Genomic DNA, 13,503 nt, shown 5'->3' on the forward strand with positions numbered 1-13,503 from the left:
GACCTGCACCGTCGCCGACCGCGCGCACGGGGGGCGCACTCGCCGAGCGCGCGCACGGCCGTTCGCCCCCGAATGCTCAGTCGTCCAGCGGCAGTTGCTGGACCAGCAGCTTTCCGGCCATCGTCACGCCGCCGTCCATCGCGATGGCCAGTCCGTCGGCGTAGACGTGCGGTCCCTCGACGTGCGGGCCGTCGCCGTCCTCGTCCTCCTCCGAGCCGACTTCGCCCAGCAGATAAGGGATCGGGCTGTGTCCGTGAACGATCCGGGTACCGCCGTACGTATCGAGCAGGGAACGGACGGCGTCGGCTCCACCTTCGTCCCGGAAGGAGAAGCGCTTGGTGAACTTGCGGAAGAGATCCCACACCTCGTCCGCGTCGTTGCGGGTGATCGTCTCGCGGACGGTGTCGTTGACCGCCTCGATCGAGTCGCCGTAGTCGAGGTAGGCGGTGGTGTCGGAGTGCACGAGGAGATGGCCGTCGACCTCCTCGACGGCGTCGAGCCGGGCCATCCACTGCAGGTGGTGGTCCTGGAGGCGGTCCATGTCGTTCTTCTGGCCGCCGTTGAGCAGCCAGGCGGCCTGGAAGGTGGCGGTGCCCGCGCCGGAGTTGACGGGGGTGTCGCCGAACCGCTTGGCGCCGAGCAGGAGCAGCTCGTGATTGCCCATGAGGGCCTTGCAGTAGCCGCCGGCGGCCGCGGCCTCGGCGGACAGCCGCATGACGAGGTCGATGACGCCGATGCCGTCCGGGCCGCGGTCGGTGAAGTCGCCGAGGAACCACAGCCGGGCGGTGCCCGCGCACCAGTTGCCGGCCGTGTCGACCAGGCCCTTCTCCCGGAGCGCGGCCAGCAGCTCGTCGAGGTAGCCGTGCACGTCGCCGACGACGAACAGGGGCCCCGGGCCGGCCGAGGGCTGGGCCGCGGGGGCGGGCGCCGGGTCCACGGGCAGCTGGAGGGTGTCTCCGCGCTTGATGACCGGCAGGTCGCGCTGGGTGGGCGTGTAGCCCTCGGGATGCTCCACGGCGTCCTCCAAGGGCGGCGCGGCGTTGCCGGGATGTGTGTTCTGGTCGTACGGACCGGTCTCGTGCACATATGCGGGCACCCGGAAGTCGCGCAACGTCGCCGTCCGCTCCGCCTCCGGTCCCTGACCGGCCCCCTGAGTCATCAGACCCCTCCACCATCGCGCCGCAGCTGCACCCTGCGGGCTGTTTGGTCGAAGCCGCCCGCGGTGCCGTGCGCCCATCATAGGAATGCGGATCGAGCCGTGTGATGACCCAGGGGTGGTGAATCGGAGCAAGGGTCCAGTTCATCGCCGCTTTCGCCCCGATTGGGCCGGGCTTCTGCAGCCGGTACACACCCGGCGCACACCGCACTCATACGCGCCGGGTCCCGCCGCGGGGGCGGGGAACCGGTTTCCCGGGGCGACCCCGGAGGGTCGGACGGCCCGACCGCACGGACGGACCGCCTCCGCGCCCCCTCCGCGCCCCTGTCGAGGGGGCCCACGCCCCCGCGCGCGTGCCGAGGCCCCCGAGCGGCGAGGCCCCGCGCGCGCCCGCTACCCCTTCTCCGGCGTCCGCGGCGGGCTGACCGTCGTCCGGGGCGGACGCCGCTGGGAAGAGGTACGGATGATCAGCTCGGTCGGTATCACCTGTTCGACCGGTGAGTCCGCGTCCACGCCCTCGATCGCGTCGATGAGGAGCTGGACCACCGCCGTGCCGATGCGGCGGGGCTTCAGGGAGAGCGTGGTGATGGGCGGCTCGGTGCTGGCGTACACCGTGGACTCGCTGCAGCACACCAGCAGCAGGTCCTCCGGCACCCGCAGCCCGTAGCGGCGGGCGGCGGCCAGCAGATCGGTGCCGTTCGGGTCGAACAGGCCGTAGACCGCGTCGGGGCGGTCCGGGCGGGCGAGCAGTCGGTCGGCGGCGACGGCGCCCGCGCACGGATCGTGGGCGGGGTAGGCCTCGTACACCGGATCCTGCCCGACCCGCTCGCACCAGCGCAGATAGGCCGTGGTGGACAGGTGCGTGTACGTGTCCGTCGTGGTCCCCGTGAGCAGGCCGATGCGGCGGGCGCCGGCGGCGGCCAGGTGGTCGAGGATGTCGAGGACGGCGGCCTCGTGGTCGTTGTCGACCCAGGCGGTCACCGGCAGCGAGCCGACCGGGCGGCCGTCGGAGACCACCGGTAAGCCCTGGCGCACGAGCTCGCTGACCACCGGGTCCTGGTCGGACGGGTCGATGACGACCGTGCCGTCCAGGGCGACGTTCGACCACACGTCGTGGCGCGAGGTCGCGGGGAGGATGACGAGCGCGTAGCCGCGGGCGAGCGCGGCCGAGGTGGCGGCGCGCGCCATCTCCGCGAAGTACGCGAACTCGGTGAAGGTGAAAGGTTCATCCCCGTACGTCGTCACGGTCAGACCGATGAGGCCGGACTTGCCGGTACGGAGGGTTCGGGCGGCGGCTGAGGGCCGGTAGCCCAGTCGGTCGGCGACCTCGCGGACGTGGCGTCGGGTGGCGTCGGGGAGCCTGCCCTTGCCGTTGAGGGCGTCGGAGACGGTCGTGATGGACACTCCGGCGGCGGCGGCCACGTCCCTGATGCCCGCCCGGCCCGGCCGGTTGCCTCGGCGTGAGGTTTCCGCGCGGCTCACCTGGTGCTTCCCTGCTGCTGTCATGGCGAGCCGATAGTAGGGCTCATTCGGTGGGGTAGGGCGGACGCATATGCACGCGTTGACAGGCACGTTTCTGCAAGGCTGTCAGGGGCTAAACACCTTAGAAAACAAGAAAGTTGAGCGTTCACATCCCAAGACGTGGCGTGTTGGCACGGATGAGCCTGCCAACGCGCCGATGTTTCGAAGAGGTCTCAACTCACCTGCACGAGGGATGCGCGCCACGGCGTGAGCCACCGGCGCGTAGATATATGTACGGCGCGCCCCCTGACGTGTACGCCTTCGTGCGGCTTCGTCCGCAGAGGTCGCGGAGATCCGTCCGCACCTGTTCGCCCGCCCCCCAATCCTCATAAGGTGAGCAGTATTGAAGCCGGGAGCCGGAGCCGGTGGTGGTCACGAGGAGGACTGCGGTGAGCGAGACGAGCCCGAAGCTGCGTGCCGAGCTGGAGGGAATTCCCACCTACAAGCCGGGCAAGCCCGCCGCGGCCGGCGGTCCCGTGGCCTACAAGCTGTCCTCCAACGAGAACCCCTACCCTCCGCTGCCCGGCGTGATGGAGGCTGTGACGGCGGCCGCCGCCGCCTTCAACCGTTACCCGGACCTGGCCTGCACGGGCCTGGTGGAGGAGATCTCCGGCTGCTTCGGCGTGCCCGCCTCGCACATCGCCACCGGCACCGGCTCGGTCGGCGTCGCCCAGCAGCTGGTGCAGTCGACGGCGGGCCCCGGCGACGAGGTGATCTACGCCTGGCGCTCCTTCGAGGCGTACCCGATCATCACCCGGATCAGCGGTGCGACCCCGGTGCAGGTGCCGCTCACCGACGGGGACGTGCACGACCTGGACGCGATGGCCGACGCGATCACCGGGCGGACCCGGCTGATCTTCGTCTGCAACCCCAACAACCCGACCGGCACGGTGGTCCGCCGGGCCGAGCTGGAACGGTTCCTCGACCGGGTGCCGGGCCACGTGCTGGTCGTCCTCGACGAGGCCTACCGGGAGTTCATCCGCGACCCCGAGGTGCCGGACGGCGTCGAGCTGTACCGGAACCGGCCGAACGTGTGCGTCCTGCGGACGTTCTCGAAGGCGTACGGTCTCGCCGGGCTGCGGGTGGGCTTCGCGATCGCGCACGAGCGGGTGGCGGAGGCGCTGCGCAAGACGGCGGTGCCGTTCGGGGTGAGCCAGCTGGCGCAGGAGGCGGCGATCGCCTCGCTGCGCGCGGAGGACGAGCTGTTCGGCCGGGTCGGCTCGCTGGTGGGTGAGCGCACCCGGGTCGTCGAGGGGCTGCGGGCCCAGGGCTGGACGGTGCCCGACAGCCAGGCCAACTTCGTGTGGCTGCGGCTGGGGGAGCGCACGGCGGCGTTCGCAGCGGCGTGCGAGCAGCACGGGGTCGTGGTCCGGCCGTTCCCCGGGGAGGGCGTCCGGGTGACGGTCGGTGAGACCGAGGCGAACGACATCTTCCTGAAGGCGGCGGAGGGCTTCCGCAAGGAGATGTAGCCGACACTGGCGCGTTCGCGCAGTTCAGAGGTGCGTGGAGGGGGTTCCCTGCGGTAAGGGGACCCCCTTTCCCTTGTCCCGGACGCGTTTGTCATACTAGCTTGTGAATGTGAACGCTTTCACAAGCGCTCGCTGAGCGTATGTTCCACAAGCCTGTGAGGTAAGGAGCGGCGACGTGGACCTGGCTTTGGCGCCGGAGACCCTGGCGCGCTGGCAGTTCGGCATCACGACCGTCTACCACTTCCTGTTCGTACCCCTGACCATCTCCCTCGCGGCGCTCACCGCGGGGCTCCAGACCGCCTGGGTGCGCACGGAGAAGGAGAAGTACCTCAGGGCGACCAAGTTCTGGGGCAAGCTCTTCCTGATCAACATCGCGATGGGCGTCGTCACCGGCATCGTGCAGGAGTTCCAGTTCGGCATGAACTGGTCCGACTACTCGCGCTTCGTCGGCGACGTCTTCGGCGCCCCGCTGGCCTTCGAGGCCCTCATCGCCTTCTTCTTCGAGTCCACCTTCATCGGGCTGTGGATCTTCGGCTGGGACAAGCTGCCGAAGAAGATCCACCTGGCCTGCATCTGGATGGTCTCGATCGGCACGATCCTGTCGGCCTACTTCATCCTCGCGGCCAACTCCTGGATGCAGCACCCGGTCGGCTACCGGATCAACGAGGCGAAGGGCCGCGCCGAGCTGACCGACTTCTGGGCCGTGCTCACCCAGAACACCGCGCTCAGCCAGGTCTTCCACACCCTGTCGGCGGCCTTCCTGACCGGTGGCGCCTTCATGGTCGGCATCGCCGCCTTCCACCTCTTCCGCAAGAAGCACGTGGCCGTGATGAAGACCTCGCTGCGGCTGGGCCTGGTCACCGTCGTCATCGCCGGACTGCTCACCGCGGTCAGCGGTGACGTCCTCGGCAAGGTGATGTTCAAGCAGCAGCCGATGAAGATGGCCGCCGCCGAGGCCCTGTGGGACGGTGAGGCGCCCGCGCCGTTCTCGGTCTTCGCCTACGGCGACGTCGAGAAGGGGCACAACAAGGTCGCGATCGAGATTCCCGGCCTGCTCTCCTTCCTGGCGAACGACGACTTCACCTCGCACGTCCCCGGCATCAACGACGTCAACAAGGCCGAGCAGGAGAAGTACGGGCCCGGTGACTACCGGCCCAACATCCCCGTCGCCTACTGGGGCTTCCGCTGGATGATCGGCTTCGGCATGGCGTCGTTCACCATCGGCCTCGCCGGACTCTGGCTCACCCGCAAGAAGTTCCTGCTCCCCCAGCACCTGCGGGTCGGTGACGACGAGGTGCCCCACCTCGTCCTCTTCCGGAACAAGGCCCTCAGCCCCAAGCTCTCCAAGCTGTACTGGCTGGTCGCGATCTGGACCCTCGGCTTTCCGCTGATCGCCAACTCCTGGGGCTGGATCTTCACCGAGATGGGCCGCCAGCCCTGGGTCGTCTACGGCGTCCTGCAGACCCGCGACGCGGTCTCCCCCGGTGTCTCCCAGGCCGAGGTCCTCACCTCGATGATCGTCTTCACCGCGCTGTACGCCGTCCTCGCCGTCGTCGAGGTCAAGCTGCTGCTGAAGTACGTGAAGGCCGGTCCGCCGGAGCTCACCGAGGCCGACCTGAACCCGCCCACGAAGATCGGCGGCGACTCCCGTGACGCCGACAAGCCGATGGCCTTCTCCTACTAGGCCGAGGGAGCTGCACAGTCATGGAACTGCACGACGTCTGGTTCGTCCTGATCGCCGTCCTGTGGACCGGCTACTTCTTCCTGGAGGGCTTCGACTTCGGAGTCGGCATCCTCACCAGGCTGCTGGCCCGCGACCGGCTCGAGAAGCGGGTGCTGATCAACACCATCGGCCCCGTCTGGGACGGCAACGAGGTGTGGCTGCTCACGGCCGGCGGCGCCACCTTCGCCGCCTTCCCCGAGTGGTACGCCACGCTCTTCTCCGGCTTCTACCTGCCCCTGCTGCTCATCCTGGTCTGCCTGATCGTCCGGGGCGTCGCCTTCGAGTACCGGGCGAAGCGGCCGGAGGAGAACTGGCAGCGCAACTGGGAGACAGCGATCTTCTGGACCTCGCTGCTCCCGGCGTTCCTGTGGGGCGTGGCCTTCGGCAACATCGTGCACGGCGTGAAGATCGACCGGCACTTCGAGTACGTCGGGACCGTCGGGGACCTGCTCAACCCGTACGCCCTGCTCGGCGGTCTGGTGACCCTGACGCTGTTCACCTTCCACGGGGCGGTCTTCACCGCCCTCAAGACCGTCGGCGAGATCCGGGAGCGGGCCCGGAAGCTGGCCCTCTACGTCGGCCTCGTCACGGCCGTGGTCGCGCTGGTCTTCCTGTCGTGGACCCAGGTCGACAGCGGTGACGCCAAGAGCCTGGTCGCGCTGGTCGTCGCAGTCGCCGCCCTGGTCGCCGCGCTCGTGGCCAACCAGGCCGGGCGCGAGGGCTGGTCGTTCGCCTTCTCCGGCGTCACCATCGTGGCCGCTGTGGCCATGCTCTTCCTGACGCTCTTCCCGAACGTCATGCCGTCCAGCCTGAACGAGGACTGGAGCCTCACGGTCACCAACGCCTCGTCCAGCCCGTACACCTTGAAGATCATGACCTGGTGCGCGGGGATCGCCACCCCGCTCGTCCTGCTCTACCAGAGCTGGACCTACTGGGTCTTCCGCAAGCGGATCGGTACCCAGCACATCGCCGCCGATGTCGCCCACTGAGGTGTGTTTCACGTGAAACCGATCGACCCGCGTCTCCTCCGTCACGCCCGGGCCACCCGGTCCTTCCTGCTGGCCGTGGTCGGCCTGGGCGCCGTCGGGGCGCTCCTGGTCATCGCGCAGGCGATGCTCGTCGCCGAGGTGGTGGTCGGCGCGTTCCAGCACGGACTGGGCGTCTCCGGACTCCGCACCCCCCTGCTGCTGTTGGCGGCGGTCGCGGCCGGCCGTGCCCTGGTCTCCTGGCTCACCGAACTCGGCGCCCACCGGGCGAGCGCGGCGGTGAAGTCGGAGCTGCGGGGGCGGCTCCTGGAGCGGGCCACCGCGCTCGGTCCCGGCTGGCTGGGCGGACAGCGCACCGGCTCCCTGACCGCCCTGGCCACTCGGGGGGTCGACGCCCTCGACGACTACTTCGCGCGCTACCTCCCCCAGCTGGGGCTTGCCGTCGTCGTGCCGGTCGCGGTGCTGGCGCGGATCGTCACCGAGGACTGGGTGTCGGCGGCCATCATCGTCGCCACCCTCCCCCTGATCCCGGTCTTCATGGTGCTGATCGGCTGGGCCACCCAGTCGCGGATGGACCGTCAGTGGCGGCTGCTGTCCCGGCTGTCCGGGCATTTCCTGGACGTGGTCGCGGGGCTGCCCACGCTGAAGGTGTTCGGGCGGGCCAAGGCACAGGCCGAGTCCATCCGGCGGATCACCGGCGAGTACCGCCGGGCGACCATGCGGACGCTGCGGATCGCCTTCATCTCCTCCTTCGCGCTGGAGCTGCTGTCGACCCTCTCGGTGGCCCTGGTGGCCGTGACGATCGGCATGCGGCTCGTGCACGGCGAGATGGACCTGTACATCGGCCTGGTCATCCTGGTCCTGGCGCCCGAGGCGTATCTGCCGCTGCGGCAGGTCGGCGCGCAGTACCACGCGGCCGCCGAGGGGCTCGCGGCCGCCGAGGAGATCTTCGCCGTCCTGGAGACACCGCTCCCGGCCCCCGGCACCGCCGAGGTCCCCGAAGGCCCGCTGGTCTTCGAGGGGGTGACCGTCCGCTACCCGGACCGCGCCGTCGACGCCCTCTCCGAGGTGTCGTTCACCGTCGCACCGGGGGAGACCGTCGCGCTGGTCGGCCCGAGCGGCGCGGGCAAGTCGACGCTGCTGCACACCCTGCTGGGCTTCGTACGGCCCACCGGGGGCCGGGTGCGGATCGGGGGAGCCGACCTCGCCGATCTCGACCTGGAGCAGTGGCGCTCGCGCATCGCCTGGGTGCCGCAGCGCCCGCACCTGTACGCCGGGACGATCGCGGAGAACGTACGGCTGGCGCGTCCCGACGCCGACGAGGCGGCCGTACGGCGGGCGCTGGCGGACGCGGGAGCGCTGGACTTCGTGGCCGCGCTGCCCGAGGGCCTCGACACCGTCCTGGGCGAGGACGGCACCGGCCTGTCCGCGGGCCAGCGCCAGCGTCTCGCCCTGGCCCGCGCCTTCCTCGCCGACCGTCCCGTCCTGCTGCTCGACGAGCCGACGGCGGCGCTCGACGGCGCGACCGAGGCGGAGATCGTGACGGCCGTACGCCGACTGGCGGCCGGCCGGACGGTCCTCCTGGTCGTCCACCGTCCGGCGCTGCTGGGTGCGGCGGACCGGATCGTCCGGCTGGCGGAGCCCGCCGGCACCGGCCCCCGCAGGTCCGCCGCCCAGGTCACGGCCGCCCCCGCCCCGCAGGAGGCGCCGACGCCGGGTATCCCGGCCGCCGCCGGGACCACCTCCGTCGCCGACCGGCAGGGGGTGCTCGCCCGTGTCCGGGGCATGGCCGGCGCCCGCCGTGGCCGGCTCGCTCTCGCGCTGCTGCTGGGCGCCATGGCCCTCGGCAGTGCCGTCGGGCTCATGGCCACCTCCGGGTGGCTGATCTCGCGGGCCTCGCAGCAGCCGCCGGTGCTGTACCTGATGGTGGCGGTGACGGCGACCCGCGCCTTCGGCATCGGCCGCGCGGTGTTCCGGTACGCCGAGCGGCTGGTGTCGCACGACGCCGTGCTGCGGATGCTGGCCGACACCCGGGTGGCGGTGTTCCGGCGCCTGGAGCGGCTGGCGCCCGCCGGGCTGCGCACGACCCGCCGGGGCGATCTGCTGACCCGGCTGGTCGCCGACGTGGACGCCCTCCAGGACTACTGGCTGCGCTGGCTGCTGCCCGCCGCTGCCGCCGCCGTCGTGTCGGCCGGGTCGGTGGCGTTCACGGCGTGGCTGCTGCCCGAGGCGGGCGCGGTGCTCGCCGCCGGGCTCCTCGCGGCCGGGGTGGGCGTTCCGCTGGTCACCGCGGTGGTGGCCCGCCGGGCCGAACGCCGGCTGGCCCCTGCCCGGGGCGTGCTCGCCACCCGGACGGCCGACCTGCTCACCGGTACCGCCGAACTGACCGTCGCGGGCGCCCTGCCCGCCCGCCGGGCCGGGGTGCGGGCCGCCGACGGCGTGCTCACCCGGATCGCCTCGCGGGCCGCCACGGCCACCGCCCTGGGTGACGGGCTGACGGCCCTCGTCTCCGGACTGACCGTGGCCGCCGCGGCGCTCGTGGGGGCCCAGGCGGTCGCCGCCGGGCGACTGGACGGCGTGACCATGGCGGTGGTCGTCCTGACCCCGCTGGCCGCCTTCGAGGCGGTCCTGGGGCTGCCGCTCGCCGTGCAGTACCGCCAGCGGGTCCGCAGGAGCGCCGAGCGGGTGTACGAGGTGCTGGACTCCCCCGACCCGGTGCGTGAGCCGGAACGGCCCCGGCAGGCGCCCGTGATGCCGTTCCCGCTCGCCGTCAGGGGGCTGACCGCCCGGCACGCGGGGCAGGACCGGGACGCGCTCGCCGGGGTCGACCTCACGCTGGCGCAGGGGCACAGGATCGCCGTGGTGGGGCCCTCCGGCTCCGGCAAGACGACGCTCGCCCAGGTGCTGCTGCGCTTCCTGGACGCCGACGCGGGCTCGTACACCGTCGGCGGGGTGGACGCGGCGGCTCTGGACGGCGACGACGTGCGCCGCCTGGTCGGGCTGTGCGCCCAGGACGCGCATCTCTTCGACAGCTCGGTGCGCGAGAACCTGCTCCTGGCGCGGAAGGACGCGAGTGAGGACGAGCTGCGGGACGCGCTGGCGCGGGCCCGGCTGCTGGAGTGGGCGGAGGGACTGCCCGACGGCCTCGACGCGCTCGTCGGCGAGCACGGGGCCCGGCTCTCCGGCGGTCAGCGGCAGCGCCTGGCGCTGGCCCGCGCGCTGCTCGCCGACTTCCCGGTGCTGGTGCTCGACGAGCCCGCCGAGCACCTCGACCTGCCGACCGCCGACGCGCTCACCGCGGACCTGCTGGCCGCGACCGAGGGCCGTACCACCCTGCTCATCACCCACCGGCTGGCCGGTCTCGGGGCGGTGGACGAGGTGGTGGTCCTCGACGCGGGCCGGATCGTGCAGCGCGGCACGTACGCGGAACTGGCGTCCGTCGAGGGACCGTTGCGTGCGATGGCCGAGCGGGAGGCGGCGGCGGACCTGCTGGTGGGCGTGCAGCCGGCGGGTTGAGCCATCAGGGGGTGAGGCGTCCCCCGGGCGTACGCCTCCGACAGGACCGGGGCCGCCGACCGGGTCACGATCGCTGACATGTGCTCACTTCGCCGCGGTACGAGGCTCGTCGTGGTCCTGCTGTGCGGGGCGGCCCTGCTCGCGGGGCGCCCCACGGCCGCCGACGGGGAGCCCGGCGGCGGGACCGGCGCGGACTCCGGGCTCAGTGAGCGGGTGGCGCGGCTGTACGAGGACGCGGCAGCGGCCACCCAGCGCTACGAGACGGGACGGCGCGCGGCGCAGGCGAAGCAGGCCGAGGTCCGGCGGCTGGAGGAGCTCCTCGGCCGGGAACGCCGGGAGACCGCGGTGCTGCGCGAGGACCTGGGCCGTATCGCCCGCGCCCAGTACCGCGACGGGGGCGGGCTCCCGGTCGTCGCGCAGATGCTGCTGGCGGCCGGTCCGGAGCGGCTGATGCGCGGTCAGCACCTGTTCTCCCAGGCGAACCTGGCCGTCGACAACGCGCTGGAGAAGAGCCGCCGGGCCGAGACCCGGCTGGCCGCCGACGAGGCACGGGCCGTCGCGGTCTGGCAGGAGATCGAGCGCAGGCGGGTCGAGCTCGCCGGCCTCAAGCAGGACCTCGAGGACAGGCTGGAGCAGGCGCGGTGGGTGTTGCAGGGGCAGGCGGACGCCTCGGTGGCCGCGGGCGCCTGCCGGGGCGCCGTACGGCTCGACCAGCCGCCCGCGCGGGTCGGGCCGTGGGTCACCCCGGTGGAGACGTACACCCTGTCGGCGGGGTTCGGCAGCGGCGGTGACCGTTGGGCGAACCGGCACACCGGGCAGGACTTCGCGGTGCCGATCGGGACGCCGGTGCGGGCGGTCGGCGCGGGGCGCGTGGTGCGGGTGGCGTGCGGGGGCGCGTTCGGCATCCAGGTGGTGATCCGGCACGCCGACGGCTACTGCACGCAGTACGCCCATCTCGCCGCCGTGACGGTCGACCAGGGGGACCGGGTGACGGCCGGGCAGTGGATCGGCCAGTCCGGCACCTCCGGCAACTCCACCGGACCGCATCTGCACTTCGAGGCACGGGTCACGCCCGAGCTGGGCTCGTCGGTCGATCCGGTGCCGTGGCTGGCGGAGCGGGGTGTGCCGGTCGCCTAGGGGTGTTGCGAGAGTCCCGCACAGCACCCGCACAGGACTTTCGAAGCACCCCCTAGTACCGCTCGGCGATCAGCCGCTCGATGACCACGGCGACTCCGTCCTCGTTGTTGGCGACCGTCTGCCCGGAGGCGGCGGCGATCACGTCCGGGTGTGCGTTGCCCATGGCGTACGAGCGGCCCGCCCAGGTCAGCATCTCGACGTCGTTGGGCATGTCCCCGAACGCGACGACCTCCTCGTGGGAGATCCCGCGCTCGGCACAGCACAGGGCGAGCGTGCTGGCCTTGGAGACGTCCGGGCCGCTGATCTCCAGCAGGGCGCTGGGGCTGGACCGGGTGACGTTGGCGCGGTCGCCGATGGCGACGCGGGCCAGGGTGAGGAAGGCGTCCGGGTCGAGCGTGGGGTGGAACGCGAGGATCTTCAGCACCGGCTCACCGGCGGCGAGGCCGTCCGGCGCCAGCAGCTCCTCGGCGGGTGCGAGGTGGTCCGGGACCTCCATGTGCATCTTCGGGTACTCCGGCTCCTGGTGGAAGCCGTACGTCTGCTCGATCGCGTACATCGTGCCGGGCGCCGCGTCGCGCAGCAGCCGTACGGCGTCCAGCGCGTTGTTCCGCTCCAGCTCGCGCACCTTCACGAACCGGTGGGCGCCGGGGCCGCCGTGCAGATCGACCACGGCGGCGCCGTTGCCGCAGATCGCCAGACCGTGGCCGTGCACGTGCTCGCTGACGACGTCCATCCAGCGGGCGGGGCGGCCGGTGACGAAGAAGACCTCGATGCCCGCCTCTTCGGCGGCGGCGAGGGCGGCGACCGTGCGCGGTGACACCGACTTGTCGTCGCGCAGCAGAGTGCCGTCGAGGTCGGTGGCGACCAGCCGCGGCGGGAGGGCGGGGGCCGGGGTCTCGGGCTGTCGAGTCGCTGAGGTCACCCGGCCATTCTCGCGCATATGCCCGCACGGTCGTGCGAGAGCTCGCACACATGAGACCCGGGAAGGGCTCGGGCGGCCGGTCTTCGCGCCCGGCGACCGGCCGTCGGCGTCAGCCGAGTTGGGCCGGAGCCTCCATGGCGATCTGCTCGAAGACCTTCTCGTCCGCCGCGAAGTCGGAGTCAGGGATGGGCCAGTGGAGCACCAGCTCGGTGAAGCCGAGCTCCTGGTGCCGTCCCGCGAAGTCGACGAAGGCGTCCAGGGACTCCAGCGGACGGCCGCGGTCCGGGGTGAACCCGGTGAGCAGGATCTTCTCCAGCCCGCTCACGTCCCGGCCCTCGGCGGCGCACGCCTCGGCCAGTTTCCCGATCTGCCCGTGAATGGCCTGAATCGACTGCTCCGGGGTGCCGTTCTCGTACAGCTTGGGGTCGCCGGTGGTCACCCAGGCCTGACCGTGCCGGGCCGCCAGCCGCAGCCCGCGCGGCCCGGTCGCCGCGACGGCGAAGGGCAGCCGGGGGCGCTGGACACAGCCGGGGATGTTGCGTGCCTCGTGCGCCGAGTAGAAGGTGCCCTCGTGGGACACGGAGTCCTCGGTGAGGAGTCGGTCGAGCAGCGGCACGAACTCGGCGAACCGGTCGGCCCGCTCGCGCGGGGTCCACGGTTCCTGGCCGAGGGCGGTGGCGTCGAAGCCGGTGCCGCCCGCGCCGATGCCCAGGGTCACCCGGCCGCCGGAGACGTCGTCCAGGGAGATCAGGTCCTTGGCGAGGGTCACGGGGTGCCGGAAGTTCGGCGAGGTCACCAGGGTGCCCAGCCGCAGTCGGTCGGTGACGGCCGCGGCGGCGGTGAGGGTCGGGACCGCCCCGAACCAGGGGCCGTCACGGAAGCTGCGCCAGGACAGATGGTCGTAGGTGTAGGCCGTGTGGAAACCGAGCTGCTCGGCTCGCGTCCACGCCGAACGGCCCCCTTCGTTCCAGCGGCGGTAGGGGAGGATCACGGTGCTCAGGCGCAGACTCATGTCATCGAGCGTATGCGGACGCCCGTGTTTCACGTGAAACAGTCACCGTATGTGACCGGTC

Annotated in this window: 9 protein-coding genes; 5 read left to right on the forward strand and 4 right to left on the reverse strand. The window is 72.0% G+C overall.

What is annotated here, in order from left to right:
• Positions 1-76: 76 nt before the first annotated feature.
• Complete coding sequence (locus tag U5640_RS23375) at positions 77-1,159, reverse strand: metallophosphoesterase (RefSeq protein WP_340377717.1); 1,083 nt, start codon at positions 1,157-1,159, stop codon at positions 77-79.
• 390 nt (positions 1,160-1,549) lie between these two features.
• Positions 1,550-2,662 carry a LacI family DNA-binding transcriptional regulator gene (locus U5640_RS23380; protein WP_340377718.1) on the reverse strand — a complete coding sequence of 371 codons (1,113 nt, stop codon included), beginning with the start codon at positions 2,660-2,662 and terminating at the stop codon, positions 1,550-1,552.
• A gap of 404 nt (positions 2,663-3,066) precedes the next feature.
• Here U5640_RS23380 and hisC point away from each other — a divergent pair, with 404 nt between their 5' ends.
• The 5 genes from hisC (at position 3,067) to U5640_RS23405 (ending at position 11,508) form a co-directional block, all read left to right on the forward strand.
• Positions 3,067-4,146, forward strand: a complete 1,080-nt coding sequence (hisC, locus tag U5640_RS23385) for a histidinol-phosphate transaminase (RefSeq protein ID WP_340377719.1) — start codon at positions 3,067-3,069, stop codon at positions 4,144-4,146.
• 175 nt (positions 4,147-4,321) lie between these two features.
• Positions 4,322-5,830: a cytochrome ubiquinol oxidase subunit I gene (locus tag U5640_RS23390; RefSeq protein ID WP_340377720.1), complete on the forward strand. Its 1,509-nt coding sequence runs from the start codon at positions 4,322-4,324 to the stop codon at positions 5,828-5,830.
• A 20-nt stretch (positions 5,831-5,850) separates the two neighbouring features.
• A complete protein-coding gene (gene cydB, locus U5640_RS23395) occupies positions 5,851-6,858 on the forward strand; it encodes a cytochrome d ubiquinol oxidase subunit II (RefSeq protein WP_340377721.1) in 1,008 nt (335 codons plus the stop codon).
• 12 nt (positions 6,859-6,870) lie between these two features.
• Positions 6,871-10,371, forward strand: coding sequence for a thiol reductant ABC exporter subunit CydD (gene cydD / locus U5640_RS23400; protein WP_340377722.1), 3,501 nt, complete (start codon positions 6,871-6,873; stop codon positions 10,369-10,371).
• 78 nt (positions 10,372-10,449) lie between these two features.
• Entirely contained in the window at positions 10,450-11,508 is a 1,059-nt protein-coding gene (locus U5640_RS23405; protein ID WP_340377723.1) for a peptidoglycan DD-metalloendopeptidase family protein, read from the forward strand.
• A gap of 52 nt (positions 11,509-11,560) precedes the next feature.
• Here U5640_RS23405 and U5640_RS23410 read toward each other — a convergent pair whose 3' ends face one another.
• Together U5640_RS23410 and U5640_RS23415 are read right to left on the reverse strand one after the other, a co-directional pair.
• Positions 11,561-12,448 carry a Cof-type HAD-IIB family hydrolase gene (locus U5640_RS23410; protein WP_340377724.1) on the reverse strand — a complete coding sequence of 296 codons (888 nt, stop codon included), beginning with the start codon at positions 12,446-12,448 and terminating at the stop codon, positions 11,561-11,563.
• 91 nt (positions 12,449-12,539) lie between these two features.
• Complete coding sequence (locus U5640_RS23415) at positions 12,540-13,442, reverse strand: LLM class flavin-dependent oxidoreductase (RefSeq protein WP_340377725.1); 903 nt, start codon at positions 13,440-13,442, stop codon at positions 12,540-12,542.
• Between the last annotated feature and the right edge of the window lie 61 nt (positions 13,443-13,503).

Source organism: Streptomyces sp. SS7 (assembly GCF_037993025.1).
GTDB lineage: Bacteria > Actinomycetota > Actinomycetes > Streptomycetales > Streptomycetaceae > Streptomyces.

Excerpts from the sequence above, each read along its gene's own strand:
- U5640_RS23375 (WP_340377717.1), bottom strand. The coding sequence starts at position 1,159 with ATGACTCAGGGGGCCGGTCAGGGACCGGAGGCGGAGCGGACGGCGACG.
- U5640_RS23380 (WP_340377718.1), bottom strand. The coding sequence starts at position 2,662 with ATGACAGCAGCAGGGAAGCACCAGGTGAGCCGCGCGGAAACCTCACGC.
- cydB (WP_340377721.1), top strand. The coding sequence starts at position 5,851 with ATGGAACTGCACGACGTCTGGTTCGTCCTGATCGCCGTCCTGTGGACC.
- U5640_RS23405 (WP_340377723.1), top strand. The coding sequence starts at position 10,450 with ATGTGCTCACTTCGCCGCGGTACGAGGCTCGTCGTGGTCCTGCTGTGC.
- U5640_RS23410 (WP_340377724.1), bottom strand. The coding sequence starts at position 12,448 with ATGCGCGAGAATGGCCGGGTGACCTCAGCGACTCGACAGCCCGAGACC.
- U5640_RS23415 (WP_340377725.1), bottom strand. The coding sequence starts at position 13,442 with ATGAGTCTGCGCCTGAGCACCGTGATCCTCCCCTACCGCCGCTGGAAC.